This is a genomic window from Azospirillum sp. (assembly GCF_035627195.1).
Classification (GTDB): Bacteria; Pseudomonadota; Alphaproteobacteria; order Azospirillales; family Azospirillaceae; genus Azospirillum.
In genome coordinates this window covers 1-16,208 of sequence record NZ_DASPMG010000268.1, presented here as the reverse complement: position 1 = coordinate 16,208, position 16,208 = coordinate 1, and the positions used below count along the sequence as shown (strand labels likewise).

Below are 16,208 nucleotides of genomic sequence, written 5' to 3'. Positions count from 1 at the left end.
GCCTGGGCGTGCGCCACAAGCTGGCCGTCACCATGGCGTACGAGCACTTCACCGCCACCTTCGGCGACGTGGTGCTGCGCTATCCCGACTGGCTGGAGGGTGCCTCCGAACCCATGCGCGCACTCTGGCTGTGGCACGCGGTGGAGGAGTGCGAGCACCGCGCCATCGCCTTCGACGTCCACCGCGCGGCGGGCGGCGGCTACGCCGGGCGCGTCGGCTGGTTCCTCTACGTCACGCTGCTGTTCGCCGTCGACACCACGATCCAGGTCCTCAGCAACCTGCACCGCAGCGGCCATCTGTTCCGGGCGGCCACCTGGGGGCAGGGCCTGCGCTTCCTGTTCGGCCGCGGCGGGCTGGTGCACCGCACGCTGCCGGCGTGGCTGGCCTACCTGCGCCCCGGCTTCACCCCGCACCACCAAGGCGACCCCGAAGCCCCCCGCCGCTGGCTGGAGGCGAACGCCGCTTGGTTCGTGCGGGGATAGATGCGGGGTATTTTTGCCACAGATGAACACGGATAAACACAGATCATTAAAAATAATACGGCAATGTTCCTTCCATTTTCTTTGGAAGTCGTCATGCCCTTCCCCGGATTTGCTCCGGCGAAGGGCATGACGGCATCGGGGAACCCCGGCACGCCAAATCCGGTTCCGCGGCCTTGCCCTGGGAAGTTGAGGCGGCGCGCCTACATCCATCCGTGGACAGACTGCCAGGGCAGGAGCGTCGCGTGCCGAGCAATTCCCGCGACCAGGAACAAGCCGAACAGAAAATGGAAAAAGAAGAGGCGCGCGGCGGCCCCTTCGTGGTGGCGGTCGAGAAGACGCTGATGCCCATGCTGATCGCGGATCCGGCCCTCCCCGACGCCCCCATCGTCTACGTCAATGCCGCCTTCATCAAGATGAGCGGCTACGCGCGCGAGGAGGTGCTCGCCAAGAGCTACCACTTCCTGTCCGGCCCCGACACCGCTCCGGAGGTGGCGCGCGACATCGACGTCGCGCTGCGCGCCGGGGAAGCCATCATCCGCGAGGTGCAGTTGTACCGAAAGGACGGGAAGCACCTGTGGGTGCTCCAACACGCCAGCCCCATCTTCGAGGACGGCCGGATCATCCATCACTTCGTGTCCTTCCTCGACATCACCGAGCGCAAGGCGGTGGAAGACGAGCTGCGGCGCCTCAACGAGGAACTCGACCGGCGCGTCGCGGCGCGCACCGAACGGCTGGACAGCATCAATCAGAAGCTTACGGAGGAGGCCACGCGGCGCACGGAGGTGGAGCGGGTGCTGCGCAGCACGCTTCAGGACAAGGACACGCTGCTGCGCGAGAAGGACGACCTGATGCGGGAGGTGAACCACCGCGTCAAGAACACCTTGCAAATGGCCTCCTCGCTGCTTCGCATCCAGGAGGGCGTCCACGACGGCGACACGGTGCGGGACGCGCTGCGCAGCACCGTGGAGCGCCTGGACCGCATGGCCGAGATCCACGAACGGCTCTACCGGACCCAGGGCCTCCAGGAGATCGAGTTCGGCGGGTACCTGGGGATGCTGTGCCGCGACCTGGTGGCCTCCTACGACACCACGCACGGCTCGCGGGTGCAGCTGGAGGTCGATGCCGACGAGGCGTTCCTCAAGCCCGACCAGGCGGTTCCGCTGGCGCTGATCGCCAACGAAGCCGTGATCAATGCCTTGAAATACGCCTTCCCGAACGGCCTGTCCGGCCGCATCGAGGTCACGTTCCGCCACACCTCGCGCAATCTCCTGCGCATGAGCATCAGTGACAACGGGGTCGGGCTTCCCGCCGGGCGGCGCACCGGCTCGCTCGGCCTCACGCTGGTGCAGTCGCTGGCCGAACAGATCGGCGGCGGGGCGGTCATCACGTCCGACAAGGGCACGTCCGTGACGGTGTCCGTCCCGCCCTGAATGAAACACCTGCCAAAAGTGTTTCATCGTGTTGCATCCGGTTACATTGCCCCCGTCATCCAATCGCCGCCGCGCTCGCGCCGGCTATGGCTTTCATGGTAAACCACCGTTGGGGGCGCGGACGGTGGGATGCGGGCAGTGAAGGCGTCACAGGACCTGATCGGCAACGCGACGATGACGGCGGACGTGGAGAGCGCCTGGATCGACGTCATCCGCAAGATGGACGAGACCTACGCCGACCTCGTCTCCCAGCAGGTCGAGCTGGAGCGCAAGAACGCCGAACTGGAGGAGGCGCAGGCCTTCATCGCCAGCGTCATGGCCTCCATGACCGACGTGCTCATCGCCTGCGACCGCGAGGGCCGGATCGAGCAGGTCAACCGCGCCGCCGAGCGCGCGCTGGGCCGCACGGAAAAGACGCTGACCGGCCGCAACCTGCGCGACTTCATCGAGGACTCCTCCCGCCCGGCCTTCGACGAGTTGCGCGCCGCAGCATTGCGGCGCGAGTGCCTGTCGGACAGCGAGCTGTCGTTCCAGGGCGACGCCGGCCCCTTCCCGGTGTCGGTGAACAGCGCCATCCGCTACGACCCGCGCGGCCACGCCATCGGCATGGTGCTGGTCGGCCGCCCCATCGGCGAGCTGCGCCGCGCCTACCGCGACCTCGCCGCCGCGCACGAGGGGCTGATGCAGACCCAGCAGCAGCTGGTGCAGTCGGAGAAGATGGCCTCGCTGGGCCGCCTCGTGGCCGGCGTGGCGCACGAGCTGAACAACCCCATCTCCTTCGTCTACGGCAACGCCCACGCGTTGCGCCGCTATGGGGAGCGGCTGACGACGTACCTCGACGCCATGCACGCCGGCCGCCCGGCGGCGGAGGTGGGGGGCCTGCGCGCCGAGCTGCGCATCGACCGCGTGCGTGCCGACCTGGGCGACACTCTGAACGGCATCCTGGAGGGGGCCGAGCGCGTGCGCGACATCGTGACCGAGCTGCGCCGCTTCTCCTCCGAACAGAAGCAGGCGCTGGAGCTGTTCGACATGACGGCACTCCTGCGCTCCGCCGTCACCTGGGTGGCGAAGGCGCAGATGCCGGGCCTGGACGTGACCTTCGACCTGCCGGAACGGCTGGAGGCGCGCGGCCACCCCGGCCACCTGCACCAGGTGGCCATGAACCTGGTGCAGAACGCCGTGGATGCCGTGGCCGACAGCCCGCGCAAGCGCCTGGACGTGGCCGGCGCCGTGCAGGGGCAATGGACGGTGGTGACGCTGCGCGACACCGGCCCCGGCATCGCGCCGGAGATCCTGTCGCGCGTCTTCGACCCCTTCTTCACCACAAAGCCGGTCGGCAAGGGCACCGGCCTGGGGCTGTCCATCAGCTACCAGATCGTCAAGGACCACGGCGGCGTTCTGGAGGCCGCCAACCACCCGGACGGTGGTGCGGTGTTCACGCTGCGCCTGCCGGCGGCACTGGGATAAGGGTATGGAAAAGCGTGAAATGACGGTGCTGTGGGTGCAGTCGGGCGGCTGCGGCGGCTGCACCATGTCGATGCTGTGCGCGGAATCGCCGGACCTGCTCTCCACGTTCGAGGGCGCCGGCATCCGCCTGCTCTGGCACCCGTCCCTGTCGGAGGAGACGGGGGCGGAGGCGGTGGGCATCTTCGACACCGTGCTGTCCGGCCGCCAGCCGCTGGACGTGCTGTGCGTGGAGGGATCGCTGCTGCGCGGCCCCAACGGCACCGGGCGCTTCCACGTGCTGGCCGGCACCGGGCGCCCCACCGTGGACTGGGTGCGCGACCTCGCCGCCGCGGCGCGCCACGTGGTGGCGGTCGGCACCTGCGCCGCCTATGGCGGCATCACCGCGGCCGGCGCCAACATCACCGACGCCTGCGGCCTGCAGTACGAGGGACGCCAGCGCGGCGGCGCGCTGGGCGGCGGCTTCGTCGCGCGCTCCGGCCTGCCCGTCATCAACGTGGCCGGCTGCCCCACGCACCCCAACTGGGTGACCGAGACGCTGATGCTGCTGGCCGAGGACGCCATCGCGGCCGACGATCTGGACGCCTTCCAACGCCCGCGCTTCTACGCCGACCACCTCGTCCACCACGGCTGCCCGCGCAACGAGTATTACGAGTACAAGGCGAGTGCCGAGAAGATGTCCGACCTCGGCTGCCTGATGGAGCACCTGGGCTGCCTCGGCACGCAGGCGCACGCCGACTGCAACACCCGCCTGTGGAACGGCGAGGGGTCGTGCACCCGCGGTGGCTACGCCTGCATCAACTGCACCGCCCCGGAGTTCGAGGAGCCCGGCCACGGCTTCCTGGACACGCCGAAGTTCGCCGGCATCCCCATCGGCCTGCCCACCGACATGCCGAAGGCGTGGTTCGTGGCCCTGGCCTCGCTCGCCAAGGCGGCGACGCCGGAGCGGGTGCGGCGCAACGCGTCCTCCGACCGCATCGTCGTGGCGCCCACCATCCGCCGCACCGGCAAGGGCCACACCGAGCGATGACCGATGCCAAGACGCCGACGCGCCTGATCGTCGGCCCCTTCAACCGGGTCGAGGGCGACCTGGAAGTCCGCCTGGACGTGGACGGCGGCCGCATCGCCGCCGCCTACGTCAATTCCCCGCTGTTCCGCGGCTTCGAACGCATCCTGGAGGGGCGGGAGCCGCTGGACGCGCTGGTGGTGGCGCCGCGCATCTGCGGCATCTGCTCCGTCAGCCAGTCGCACGCCGCCGCCCTGGCGCTGGCGGCGGCGCAGGGCATCACGCCGCCGCGCAACGGCCTCCTGTCCACCAACCTGATCGTGGCGACGGAGAACGTGGCCGACCACCTGACCCACTTCCACCTGTTCTTCATGCCCGACTTCGCCCGCGCCGCCTACGCCGGCCGCCCCTGGCACGGCCGGGCGGAGGCGCGCTTCAAGGCGGCGCAGGGCACGGCCGTGCGCCGCGCGGTGGAGGCGCGGGCCGGGCTGCTGCACGTGCTGGGCCTGCTGGCCGGCAAGTGGCCGCACACGCTGACCCTCCAGCCCGGCGGCGTGACGCGCGCGGCGGACGCCCGCGACAAGGTCCGCCTGTCCGCCATCCTCGGCGGCGTGCGCCGCTTCCTGGAGGACAGCCTGTACGGCGCCCGGCTGGAGCGCGTGGCCGAACTGGCGGACGTGGAGGAGCTGGATCGCTGGCGCACCGCCGGCCCGGACGGCGACTTCCGCCTGTTCCTGGAGATCGCCGCGGACCTGGAGCTTGCCAGCCTGGGCCGCGCCTACGGCCGCTTCCTCAGCTACGGCGCCTACCCGGGGGAGGGCGGGCACCTCTACCGGCGCGGCACCGTGGCGGACGGCGCGGAGGGCGCGCTCGACCTGGGCGCCATTGCCGAGCACCACACCTTCAGCCGCATGGTTGGCCGCGACCGGCCGCACCACCCCTTCGCCGGCACCACCGTGCCGGACGCCGACGACGAGACCGGCTACACCTGGTGCAAGGCGCCCCGCCTGGACGGCGAGCCGTACGAGACCGGCGCCATCGCCCGCCAGATGGTGGACGGCCAGCCGCTGGTCCGCGCCCTGGTGGCCCGGGACGGCGGTAGCGTGTTCAGCCGCGTCGTCGCCCGCCTGATCGAACTGGCCCGCACCGTCTGCGCCATGGAGGGCTGGGTCCGCGCGCTCGACGCGCAAGCCCCCTGGTGCGTGCAGGGCGACTGGCCCGACACGGCCGAGACCGCCGGCCTGACGGAGGCCGCGCGCGGTGCCTTGGGCCACTGGCTGCGCCTGGAGAAGGGGCGGATCGCCGGCTACCAGATCATCGCGCCGACCACCTGGAACTTCTCCCCCCGCGACGCCGCCGGCCGGCCTGGGCCGCTGGAAAAGGCGCTGGAGGGCGTCGCGGTGCCGCCCGGCGACCCCTCCCCCGTCGCCGTCCAGCACGTCGTGCGCTCCTTCGATCCTTGCATGGTGTGTACGGTTCATTGAGGAACCGCCTGAGGCACGAGTCATAGTCCGGCAAGTCGCCTACAGAAACGGCACTGTTCACCGACTTAACCTTTGCCGTTGTTGCGGATACACACGCATGAAGGGTTTTTCCCTGTTCCGGGCGGGGGAATGACTCGGCGCGGGCTGTATCAATTTCACCGGAACGCCTCGCATGCGCAGCATTTGGCTTGACGACGCCTGATTGCACGGGCGAGATAGATGGCGCTTTCGGGGTAGGCTTGGGGGATTAGCCATGCGGGCGAAGTGGGGTGCGGCACTGCTGGTGACGGCGGCCATGATGAGTGTGGCGCAGGGCGCTGCAGCCGCGGATCGCCAACTGGCGGTTGAGCCCATCGAGCTGTGGGCTTGGCGCGGCCAACACGCCGTTCAGGCCCCCGCCGTGCAGGAAGCGGCCCCCGCGCCGACGAACGCCCGGCTGACCGACGTGGTGCTGTCCGGCCGCTCCTTCGCCCTGCCCTCCGATCTGCAGGTCATCCGCGTCGCCACGGCGCCCGACGCCTCGGCCCGGCCGATGCCCGATCACCAGACCAGCCAGATGATGGCCACGCCGATGCTGCCGGCGGCGGACAACCTGCCGGACGACGTCCGCTCGGGCTGGGGCTGCCTGATCGGCGGCACCGTCGGCACCGGCATCGCCATGGCGGCGAACGCCGAGAACCTGATCAACGTGATCGCCGGCGGCATCGTCGCCCCGGCCAGCCCGGCGGTGCTCGCCATCGGCCTCGCCGGCGTGGTGTTCGGCACCTTCTGCACGCTGGGGCAGGCCGTCACGCCGCTCTACGTCCACTACTTCGTGAACCAGGACGAGAACAAGCCGCCGAAGGAAGTGGCGATGTCCAACGTCCGCCCGCCGGCCAACAAGGCGCCGGACGTGGTGGTCAACCTGTCCGGCCGCCGCTGACAAGACTTGCGTTGGGTTTTCGCTGACGCTCAACCCAACCTACGGAAACGTTTCACGTAGGTTGGGTTAAGCCGCAGGCGCAAACCCGACGGACATACCGTTACGGCGCCCGTCCCCCCGACAGCGTCATCGCCACCGCCTGCGCGCGGGTGCCGATGCCCAGCTTGTCGTACAGGTTCTTCAGGTGGAACTTCACCGTGTGGACGGAGATGCCCAGCTCCCGCGCCAGCTGCGCGTTGGTGCGGCCGCTGGCCAGCGTGTCCAGCAGCACGCGCTCGCGCGCGGTCAGCGTGTCCAGCGGGTTGTCGTTCAAGGAGTGCACGTCGATGAAGGGGAAAGCCATGCGCCCCGCCGCCACCGATGCGCAGACGTCCAGCAGCCGCTCCGGCGGTTCGGACTTGCTGCAGAACCCCGCCGCCCCCAGCGCCATGGCCGAGCGCACCACCGTCCCGGCGTCGATGCCCGTGTAGACCACGATCCGCGGCGCGCCGGGGCGCCCCTTCAGGCGCTCCAGCACACCGCGGCCGTTGACGAAGGGCATGTCCCAGCCGATGACGCCGACCCGGAAGGGAAAGCGCCCGCACGCCTCCAGGAAGCGTTCGCCGTCCGTCGCGGTGGCGAGCAGGTTGAACCGCTCGTCCTCCTCGAACAGCCTCACCAGGGCCCGCGTCACCAGCGGGCTCTTGTCGGCGGCCACCACGTCGATCATCGCTCACCTCGACCGGTAAAATGGAACGCGTCAGTCCGCGCGGACCGGCAGCGGCCGGCGCGCCACGAGGCGGCGGGCCAGCAGGCCGAAGGTCAGGCCGGCGGCGTGCAGCAGCGCCGTCGCCGCCAGGAACCCGGCGCCGTAGGCCAGACCGGAGGCGTCCACCGGCATCTCAGCACCGTGCGCATAGCCGTGGAACAGCGCGAACCAGCCGGCCAGCGCCACGCCCACGCCGGCCGAACGGCCCCACGGCAGGACGCACAGCAGGCCCAGCACGACGACCGACGCGGCGATCATCGGCTCCACCATGGGAACCGGCGCGCCGGCCACGCCCAGCGCGGCACCGCCGGCCATCATGGCGACGAAGGCCAGCGGCACGGTGACCAGCGCCCGCCCGCCGATCAGCGCGGCGTACAGGCCGACCATGACCATGGCCAGCAGGTGGTCGAGCCCGGTGACCGGGTGCAGGAAGCCGAACGCCAGCCCGGCCCCGTCGGCGTGGCCGGTGTGGGCCAGCGCCGGCGTGGCCAGCAGGCTGAGGGCGAGGGCGGCGAAGGCGGTGCGGCGGGTGGGCGTCATGGCGGTGTCTCCCCAGGATGGATGCGTGTGGCTTCGTTGATGGCTCGGTTGGCGGCTCAGTGCCGGCGCTGCAGGTGGTCGCGGGCGATGCCGTAGCGGTCGAGCTTGGCGCGCAGCCCCATGCGGGACAGGCCCAGCTCGTCCGCCGCGCGGCTCTTGTTCCAGCGGCAGCGGACCAGGGTTTCCAGGAGGATGCTGGCCTCCAGCCGTTCGATGCGCGCCTTCAGCGGCCCGCCCAGCGCCAGCGCCTCCACGTCGATGGCCGACGCCGCCGCACCGGCCGCACCGGCCGGTGCGGCCGGTGCGGCCTTGGCCGCGGCGGCGCCGCGCAGCACGTGCGGCGACAGCAGCTCGGCCCCCAGCCGCTCGCCCGGCGCCAGGATCAGCATGCGGGTGACCTCGTTCTGCAGCTCGCGCACGTTGCCGGGCCAGTCGTGCGCCTCCAGGCAGGCCAGCGCCTCCTCGGTGAAGCCGGTGGCGGGCTTGCGGTGGGCGGCGGACAGCCGTTCCAGGATGTGCTGGGCCAGCACGCGCACGTCGCCGCGCCGGTCGCGCAGCGGCGGCATGGTCAGGCTGAAGGTGCACAGGCGGTAGTACAGATCCTCGCGGAAGCGGCCGGCGCGCACGTCGGCCACGAGGTCGCGGTGGGTGGCGGCGATGACGCGCACGTCCACCGTCCGCGCCTCGTTGGAGCCCACCGGCCGGATCTCGCCCTCCTGAAGGAAGCGCAGCAGCTTCACCTGGAAGGCGGGGGAGATGTCGCCGATCTCGTCCAGGAACACGGTGCCGCCGTCCGCCTGCTCCAGCAGGCCCACGCGGTGGGCGTGCGCGCCGGTGAAGGCGCCCTTGCGGTGGCCGAACAGCTCCGATTCCAGAAGCTGGTCGGGGATGGCGCCGCAGTTCTCGGCGAAGAAGGGGCGGTCGCCGCGCGGGCTGCCGTAATGGATGGCGCGCGCCAGCAGTTCCTTGCCCGTGCCCGTCTCGCCCAGCACCAGCACCGGCACGTTGTAGGCGGCGACCTGGGAGGCGACGGTGCACACGGCGTCCACCGGGCTGTCCTCGCCGCGGATCAGGCCGTCGAAATGGTACTGCCGGCGCACGCGCTCGCGCTGGGCGTCCAGGCGCTTCTCGGCCACCGGGCCGGTCAGCTTCAGCTCCATGGACAGCCGGTCGTAGTCGCGCTGCAGCTGGAACAGGCGGCAGCCGTTGCGCGCGGTCAGCAGCAGATGGTCGGGGTGCCAGGGCTTGGTGATGAACTGGTGGATGCCGGCGTCGTTGACGGCGCGGATGATGTCGTCGGGTTCGGTGTAGCCGGTGATGACGATGCGGATGATGTCCGGCCAGCGCTCCCGCACGCGGGACAGGAACTCCACGCCGCTCATCTCCGGCATGCGCTGGTCGGAGAAGACCACCTGGATCCACTCGTTCTCCAGGATGCGCAGCCCTTCCTCGGCGGACAGCGCGGTGTGGACGTCGAACTCCTCGTCCAGCAGGCGGGCGATCACCTGCACGGACAGCGGCTCGTCGTCGACGACCAGGATGGCGGGGCGGGCGGCGGGAGCCATGGCGTTACGCTCCAGGCGCCGGGGCCCCGGCCGGGGCCGGGGCGGCCATGGCGGCGCTCAGCCCGTCGGCGTAGGCGCGCGCCTCGGTGGCGAGGCCGGCCAGCCAGCCGTTGCGTTCGTCCATCAGCCAGGCCAGCCAGTCCTCCATCCCCTCGCCGGTGCGGGCGGAGACGTTCAGGACGGCGGCCTTCGGGTTGACGCGGGCGACGGCGACGCGCAGCGCGTCCAGGTCGACGCCCAGGAAGGGGGCGGCGTCCACCTTGTTGACCAGGACGAGGTCGGCGGAGGCGAACATGTCCGGGTACTTCACCGGCTTGTCCTCCCCCTCCGTCACCGACAGCAGGACGACGCGCTTCGCCTCCCCCAGATCGAAGGCGGCGGGGCAGACGAGGTTGCCGACGTTCTCAATGAACAGCAGCCCGCGCTCCGGCACCGCCAGGGTTTCCACGGCGTGTCCGATCATGTGGGCGTCCAGGTGGCAGCCCTTGCCGGTGTTGATCTGCACGGCCGGCGCACCCGTCGCACGGATGCGGTCGGCGTCCAGCGAGGTCTGCTGGTCCCCCTCGATCACCGCCGCCGGCATCCAGCCGGCCAGCCGCTGCAGCGTGGCGACCAGCAGCGTCGTCTTGCCGGCGCCGGGGCTGGACAGCAGGTTCAGCGTGAAGACGCCGCGCCGCTGGAAGCCACGGCGGTTCTCGGCGGCGTAGGCGTCGTTCTTGGCGAGGATGCCCTGCTCGATGGCGACCATGCGCGTCTGCGACAGCCCCGGCGCGTGCGCCCGCGCCGGCCCGGCGCCGTAGTCGTGGTGGTGGCCGTGGTGATGGCCATGATCATGCCCATGATCATGATCGTGCCCATGGTCATGGGAGTGGTCATGACCATGCTCGTGGGAGTGGTCATGATCGTGGCCGTGGTGATGCCCTTCACCGTCCACCGTCGCGCCGGAGCAGCCGCACACCACGCACATCACTCGACCTCCAGGTCCTTGATCGTCATCTCGGTGCCGCCGTTCGCCTGCATCCGCGCCCCGCCGCAGCGCGGGCAGGGGGCGTGACGCTCGGCGATCTCCACCGTCTCATCGCAGTCGAAGCACCACGCCGTTCCGGGGCGGTCGATCACCACCAGCTCCGCCCCCTCGGCCAGCGAGCCGCGCATCACCACGTCGAAGCCGAAGCGCAGCGCCTGCACCTCCACCCCGGCGAAGCGGCCGATCTCCAGCCGCACGCGGCGGACCTTGGCGAAGCCGTTGGTTTGCGCCGCCTCCTCCATCGCCGTCAGCAGGCTTTCGCACAGGGACATCTCGTGCATGCGCTCACGCCTCCATCCGGCCGGCGGCGCGTGCCTCTTGCAGATGCGCGGGCAGTTCCGGCTCGCGCCCGATCAGGTCGGCGAAGGCGGATTCGTCCAGGCGCCCGTCCATGGCGGCGCTCAGCGCCACCAGCGCCTCGCGGATCAGGCGGGCTTCCTCGGCGTCCAGCTTGTGGCGCGCCGCGCCCAGGAAGACCAGGACCCAGTCGCCGGGGGCGGCGTCCTGCACCAGCGCCATGTCGACCGTGTGGACCTCGCCGTCGGCGCTGCACGCGGCGGTGAAGCCGTCCACCCGTTCGACCAGCATGGGGATGCCGATGCACATCCGATCCTCCCGGTGGCGCGCCGCGCCGTTCGTTGCCCTGCGGTCTGCCGCCGCACCGCCTTATCACTATCAGGCCCTTCAATATCAATTTGCGTGCCAAACCAAGTGGAACGCCAAGCCCTTGGGAAGACACAGGTTTTATGACAGGCGGGTGACGTCCGCCGGCAACGATGGCAACCAATCAGCCAAATTTGCGGCCATCCGGCAAGCAAGTTTCCAGCATCGCCAAGGCCGCAAACAAAAAAGCCCGGCGCGGTCCGTCGGGGACCGCGCCGGGCTTTTTTGAGGATTGCAGGCCGTGCCGCTTACGACGGCGTCCACTCCTCGGTGCCGGCTTCCTCGGGGTCGTCGTCCACCATCCACGGGCCGGACAGCGTGCCGTCGGCGCCGACGACCAACTCGCCGCGCGTCACCTCGCCGTCCGACTTGGACTCGACCACCAGCCGGTTGCCCGACAGCGTGCCGGTGCCGCGGAACGTCTCGCCGTCGATGGACCAGACGATGCGGTAGCGGTTGCCCTCGCGCGTCAGCGCCACGGTGCCCCGATAGGCGCTGCCGTCGGGGTTGGTGCCGCGGACGCGGTAGCGCGAGGCCAGCGACTGCACCTCCACCATCCCCGACCCGGCCGCGACGGACGGCGCGCGCGGGGTGTTGGCGGGGGCGCGGGCGGCGGTGACCGGCACGCCGTTGACCAGCGCCGGGCCGACCGGCGTGTACGGCGGGGCCGGCGGCTTCAGCTGGTCGCAGCCGGACACGCAGATGCGCTGCGCCGTCACCTGCCCGCCGCACCCGGCGTAGCAGTCGTTGTAGACGCTCTTGCACTCGTACTCGCGGCTGCCGCACTGGTAGGAGTTGTCGAAGGAGGAGATCGACCGGCTGGGCTTCTCGCCGCGCTTCAGCGTGCGCAGGTAGGCGCGGTATTCGATCTCCGCGCGGCGCATGGCGTCGGCCTTGCAGCTCTGGTAGGCCACCTGCTGGGACGACTGGCAGTACATCCGGCTCTGCTCGCACTGCTGGACGCAGGCCATGCCCGAGCTGGAGGACGGCGGGCGGTAGCTGTAGCGCGTCTCGATCGACGGGCCGCAGGCGGCGGTGATCAGGGCCAGCAGCCCCGTCAGCAGAAGGGTGCGCACACGATTCATGGTCTTACGGCTTTCCACAACGCCCTATGCAAGGGGACCCCACGGACGAAAGGCGGAAGCCCGCCAAAGGCCCCGCCCCACGCTTGACTTCGGCAAGAAGACCGGGCGTCAGTCCCAGGTAAAGCCTTCGTCCTTCATGTAGATGTTGTGGACCTTGCACCAGTCGACCGAGAACTTCTCGGCCTCGTAGCCGACCCAGCTGACACGGAAAGGCACCACGCAGGTACCGTCGTCGCTGCCCCAGTCCATCTCGGCGGTCTCACCCGGCTTCAGGGTGAAGTTGATCCAGTTGTTGCTCCACTTCCCGTTCTCGTAGGTGCGGAAGCCGTTGATCACGTACTGCGACGACTTGTTGTGCAGGTTGAACTTGTACGTATCGCCGGCCATGGCCGGAACGGCGCCAACGACGGCCGCGCCCGCAACGGCAAGCGCCAGGAACAGCTTTCGCATACGGAAGCCCCCAATGGTTGCGTTCTTTCGCACACAAATCCCCACGCAAAAGAACGATTACGTATTATTTAGCACCGCCTCCGTTTACAGGAAATGGGAAAATAATTACTGCTTTGAAACACAAAACACGCGCCGCCACTCAACGCTTTCTTAATGAAGAATGGTACACTGCCGGGTGACGCCGCCCTCCGCATGGGCGGCAAACGGAGCGGAAAGCCGGGGCATGGGCAAACGGGCGCGTTGGGTATGGCTGCTGATGGCGGTCGGGCTGCTCATGCCACAGGCGGCGCCCGGCGTCGTCATCCTGGACAGCACGTGGCGCGAGGAAGGCGGCGGGCGCGGGCGCGAGACGGCCGGCTTCGGCGCGCACATACGGCTGGCGCACGAGCCGCAGTTCCGTTCCCTGGTGTCGCTGTCCTACGACGACGGTGAAACCTGGGGCAGCGGCAGCGGCACCTGGATCGGCAACGACGACTCCTACGGCTACGTCCTGACCTCGGCGCACGTCATGGACGACACGGCGGCCCGCGAGGTGGTGGTCCGCACCGACGGCGGCACCATCCTGCGCGGCGTGCGCGCCTGGAAGCACCCGGGCTACAAGCCGGAGGGCGACTACACCGGCGTCGACGTCGCCATCCTCCGCCTCGCCCGCCCGGTCACCGACGCCGGCCCGCCGCCCGCGCTGTATTCCGGATCCGCCGAAAAGGGCCGGACCATCACCTTCATGGGCTTCGGCACGCGCGGCATCGGCTCGGTCGGCGAGAACGAGCGCTTCAACAGCGGCACCGATAAGGCCGCCGCCCAGGGCCTGGTGGAGGAGGCGGTGCCGCTGCGCCGCATGTCGGCCAAGGTGGAGGATCCCGGCAACTATCTGACCGTGTTCCTGCCGCGCGAGGACGGCGGTGTCGAGAACCCGCTGGGCGGCCCGCGCCGGCCGGTGTCGCGTCTGGCCGGGCTGCTCGGTTCCGGCGACAGCGGCGGTTCGGCCTGGATGCCGCTGGGTGGCGGCTGGGTCGTCGTCGGCATCAACACCTCGGGCGACGGGGAGGCGCAGTACGGCGACAACTCGTGGTTCGTGCGCGTGTCGGGGGTGCGGCCGTGGATCAGCTCGGTCTTCCCCGGCGCCCGGTTCGTCGGCGACGGCGACGCCGCCACCCTGGTGGCCGCCGCACCCGCCCCCGCGCCGGCCCAGGCGCCCATCCAGCCGGCGGTGGCCATGCCGTCTCCCGCCGCGCTGCCCGGCGACGTGGGCGGGTGCCGGCCGCGCGAGCGGCTGTTCGCCTTCTCGGACGAGGCGTGGTACCCGGCGACGGTGCGCGGTGCGGGCAAGGCGCCGGGGGCCTGCCTCGTCCGCTTCGACGGCTACGGCGCCGACGAGGACGAGGTGGTGGCCGCCAGCCGCATGCTGCCGTGGAACGCCGAGGGGCCGGGCTCCCCCCTCTCCGCCTGCCAGCCGGGGCTGGAGGTGGTGGCCGAAACGGACGGCGTCTGGTACCCGGCCAAGATCACGCGCGGCGGCGCCAAGGGCTGCACCGTCCACTACGACGACGAGGAGGAAGAGGACGAGACCCTGCCGCTCCGCCGTCTGCGCGTCCTGCGCTGAACCGGGGTGCTGCGGCCGGAAAAGGGATTTGAGACACGGATGAACACGGATGCCGGCGGGGCCGGCCGCGGATGAACACGAATGGAATGACTATCCGTGTTCATCCGTGCGAAATCCGTGTTCATCCGTGTCTAAAAATACCCGTCTTTTGGCCCGCTGAACCGGACAGTGGCGCGGTCCCGCCCGATCCGGCACTCTGGCGCCCCCCGAAGCACAGGAGCGCCGCCATGACCGACAGCCCGCACCCGCACGCGCACCTCCGCCCGGAAACCGTCGCGGCCGGCGCGCTGGGCCACGAGGACGCGGCGACGGGGGCCGTCATCCCGCCCATCCACCCGGCCACCACCTACATCCGCGATCCCGACAACGCCTACAGCCGTGGCCGGGTCTACGCCCGCGCCGACAACCCCACCTTCGACGCCGCCGCGCAGACGCTCAGCGCGCTGGAGGGCGGGGCGGACACGCTGCTGTTCGCGTCGGGCATGGCGGCGGCCACGGCGGTGTTCCAGGCGCTGGATCCCGGCGACCACGTGGTGGTGCCCACCGTGATGTACTGGGCGCTGCGCAACTGGCTGCACGGCTTCGCCACCCGCTGGGGCGTGCGGGTGCAGGGGGTGGACACGTCGGACCTGGACGCGCTGCGCGCCGCCGTGCGGCCGGGCGAGACGAGGCTGGTGTGGGTGGAGACGCCGGCCAACCCGCTGTGGACCGTCACCGACATCGCCGCCGCGGCGCAGATCGCGCACGCCGCGGGAGCCCGGCTGGCGGTCGATTCCACCGTCGCCACGCCGGTGCACACCCGGCCGCTGGACCTGGGCGCGGACGTCGTCATGCACTCCGCCTCCAAATACCTGAACGGCCATTCCGACGTCATCGCCGGCACGCTGACCACCGCGCGCAAGGACGAGGCGTGGGGGCGCATCAAGGCGGTGCAGACGCAGGTCGGCGGCATCATCGGCCCGTTCGAGGCGTGGCTGCTCCAGCGCGGCCTGCGCACCCTGTTCGCCCGCGTGCGCTGGCAGAGCGCCTCGGCCCAGACGCTGGCCGAGCGGCTGGCCGCCCACCCGAACGTCGCGGAGGTGCTGTACCCCGGCCTCCCCGGCTTTGCCGGCCACGCGGTGGCGGCGCGGCAGATGCGGGACGGCTTCGGCGGCATGCTGTCCATCCGCGTGCGCGCCGGCACGGAGGCCGCCGTCGCCACCGCCGCCAACGTGCGGGTGTGGCGCCGCGCCACCTCGCTGGGCGGTGTCGAAAGCCTGATCGAGCACCGCGCCAGCGTCGAGGGGCCGACGTCCCCCGTGCCGGGCGACCTGCTGCGCCTGTCGGTGGGGCTGGAGGCGCCCGACGACCTGTACGACGATCTGGCGGCGGCCCTGGCTGGATGAGCGTTGCCCGGATGACGTGAGGCGGTTTGTGGCGCGGCTCACAGCGGCGGTTGCGGGGAGCGGGTAGGGTCTGGTCATCGACAACGCGCCGGACCGACACGGATCCGGCCCCACCCAGACCCGAAAGGAACCGCCACCATGATCCGCCACACCCTGCTCGCCGCCGCCGCCGTCCTGTGCCTGTCCGCCCCCGCCCTGGCGCAGAACGTCGTTTCCGCCAACAACACCGCCGCCGGCATCGGCAACGTCGCCGTCCAGCAGGCGATGACCAAGCAGTTCGGCGGCGGCGGCCTGTTCGGCGGCTCGAACACCGCGTCGATCAACAACACCGCGGCCGGCATCGGCAACGTCGCC

The 16,208-nt window shown here is 70.7% G+C and carries 16 protein-coding genes and 1 pseudogene; 9 read left to right on the top strand and 8 right to left on the bottom strand.

Going from position 1 to position 16,208, the window contains the following annotated elements:
• From VED21_RS24845 to VED21_RS24820, 6 genes are all read left to right on the top strand, one after another.
• A partial coding sequence (locus tag VED21_RS24845) for a metal-dependent hydrolase (RefSeq protein WP_324887085.1) occupies window positions 1–482 on the top strand: 482 nt, incomplete at its 5' end.
• A 242-nt stretch (window positions 483–724) separates the two neighbouring features.
• Window positions 725–1,912 carry a sensor histidine kinase gene (locus VED21_RS24840; protein ID WP_324887083.1) on the top strand — a complete coding sequence of 396 codons (1,188 nt, stop codon included), beginning with the start codon at window positions 725–727 and terminating at the stop codon, window positions 1,910–1,912.
• A 138-nt stretch (window positions 1,913–2,050) separates the two neighbouring features.
• The gene (locus VED21_RS24835; RefSeq protein ID WP_324887081.1) at window positions 2,051–3,379 is read left to right on the top strand and encodes a sensor histidine kinase; all 1,329 of its coding nucleotides are present in this window, start codon (window positions 2,051–2,053) and stop codon (window positions 3,377–3,379) included.
• A gap of 4 nt (window positions 3,380–3,383) precedes the next feature.
• Window positions 3,384–4,406 carry a HupU protein gene (locus tag VED21_RS24830; RefSeq protein ID WP_324887079.1) on the top strand — a complete coding sequence of 341 codons (1,023 nt, stop codon included), beginning with the start codon at window positions 3,384–3,386 and terminating at the stop codon, window positions 4,404–4,406.
• Window positions 4,403–5,866: a nickel-dependent hydrogenase large subunit gene (locus VED21_RS24825; RefSeq protein WP_324887077.1), complete on the top strand. Its 1,464-nt coding sequence runs from the start codon at window positions 4,403–4,405 to the stop codon at window positions 5,864–5,866. Before VED21_RS24830 ends, VED21_RS24825 begins: the two co-directional genes overlap by 4 nt.
• Window positions 5,867–6,119: 253 nt before the next feature.
• Window positions 6,120–6,788: a hypothetical protein gene (locus VED21_RS24820; protein WP_324887075.1), complete on the top strand. Its 669-nt coding sequence runs from the start codon at window positions 6,120–6,122 to the stop codon at window positions 6,786–6,788.
• 100 nt (window positions 6,789–6,888) lie between these two features.
• Here VED21_RS24820 and VED21_RS24815 read toward each other — a convergent pair whose 3' ends face one another.
• From VED21_RS24815 to VED21_RS24780, 8 genes are all read right to left on the bottom strand, one after another.
• On the bottom strand, window positions 6,889–7,497 hold the full coding sequence (locus VED21_RS24815) for a response regulator transcription factor (protein ID WP_324887073.1): 609 nt from the start codon (window positions 7,495–7,497) through the stop codon (window positions 6,889–6,891).
• A gap of 30 nt (window positions 7,498–7,527) precedes the next feature.
• Window positions 7,528–8,076 (bottom strand): HupE/UreJ family protein, encoded by a 549-nt coding sequence (locus tag VED21_RS24810; protein WP_324887071.1) that lies wholly within the window; start codon window positions 8,074–8,076, stop codon window positions 7,528–7,530.
• Between the two features lie 56 nt (window positions 8,077–8,132).
• Complete coding sequence (locus VED21_RS24805) at window positions 8,133–9,641, bottom strand: sigma-54 dependent transcriptional regulator (protein ID WP_324887070.1); 1,509 nt, start codon at window positions 9,639–9,641, stop codon at window positions 8,133–8,135.
• A gap of 4 nt (window positions 9,642–9,645) precedes the next feature.
• Complete coding sequence (gene hypB / locus VED21_RS24800; protein WP_324887068.1) at window positions 9,646–10,608, bottom strand: hydrogenase nickel incorporation protein HypB; 963 nt, start codon at window positions 10,606–10,608, stop codon at window positions 9,646–9,648.
• Window positions 10,608–10,949 carry a hydrogenase maturation nickel metallochaperone HypA gene (gene hypA, locus VED21_RS24795; RefSeq protein ID WP_324887065.1) on the bottom strand — a complete coding sequence of 114 codons (342 nt, stop codon included), beginning with the start codon at window positions 10,947–10,949 and terminating at the stop codon, window positions 10,608–10,610. Before hypA ends, hypB begins: the two co-directional genes overlap by 1 nt.
• Before the next feature lie 4 nt (window positions 10,950–10,953).
• Complete coding sequence (locus VED21_RS24790; protein WP_324887064.1) at window positions 10,954–11,274, bottom strand: HypC/HybG/HupF family hydrogenase formation chaperone; 321 nt, start codon at window positions 11,272–11,274, stop codon at window positions 10,954–10,956.
• Window positions 11,275–11,579: 305 nt separating this feature from the next.
• Window positions 11,580–12,416 carry a hypothetical protein gene (locus tag VED21_RS24785; protein WP_324887062.1) on the bottom strand — a complete coding sequence of 279 codons (837 nt, stop codon included), beginning with the start codon at window positions 12,414–12,416 and terminating at the stop codon, window positions 11,580–11,582.
• A 108-nt stretch (window positions 12,417–12,524) separates the two neighbouring features.
• Window positions 12,525–12,866: a hypothetical protein gene (locus VED21_RS24780; protein WP_324887060.1), complete on the bottom strand. Its 342-nt coding sequence runs from the start codon at window positions 12,864–12,866 to the stop codon at window positions 12,525–12,527.
• A gap of 223 nt (window positions 12,867–13,089) precedes the next feature.
• Between VED21_RS24780 and VED21_RS24775 the strand changes: the two genes are divergently transcribed.
• The 3 genes and pseudogenes from VED21_RS24775 to VED21_RS24765 form a co-directional block, all read left to right on the top strand.
• A complete protein-coding gene (locus VED21_RS24775) occupies window positions 13,090–14,469 on the top strand; it encodes a trypsin-like serine protease (RefSeq protein WP_324887058.1) in 1,380 nt (459 codons plus the stop codon).
• A 227-nt stretch (window positions 14,470–14,696) separates the two neighbouring features.
• Window positions 14,697–15,854, top strand: coding sequence for a PLP-dependent aspartate aminotransferase family protein (locus VED21_RS24770; protein ID WP_324887056.1), 1,158 nt, complete (start codon window positions 14,697–14,699; stop codon window positions 15,852–15,854).
• A gap of 138 nt (window positions 15,855–15,992) precedes the next feature.
• A pseudogene (locus VED21_RS24765) lies at window positions 15,993–16,208 on the top strand (hypothetical protein); the annotation flags it as partial.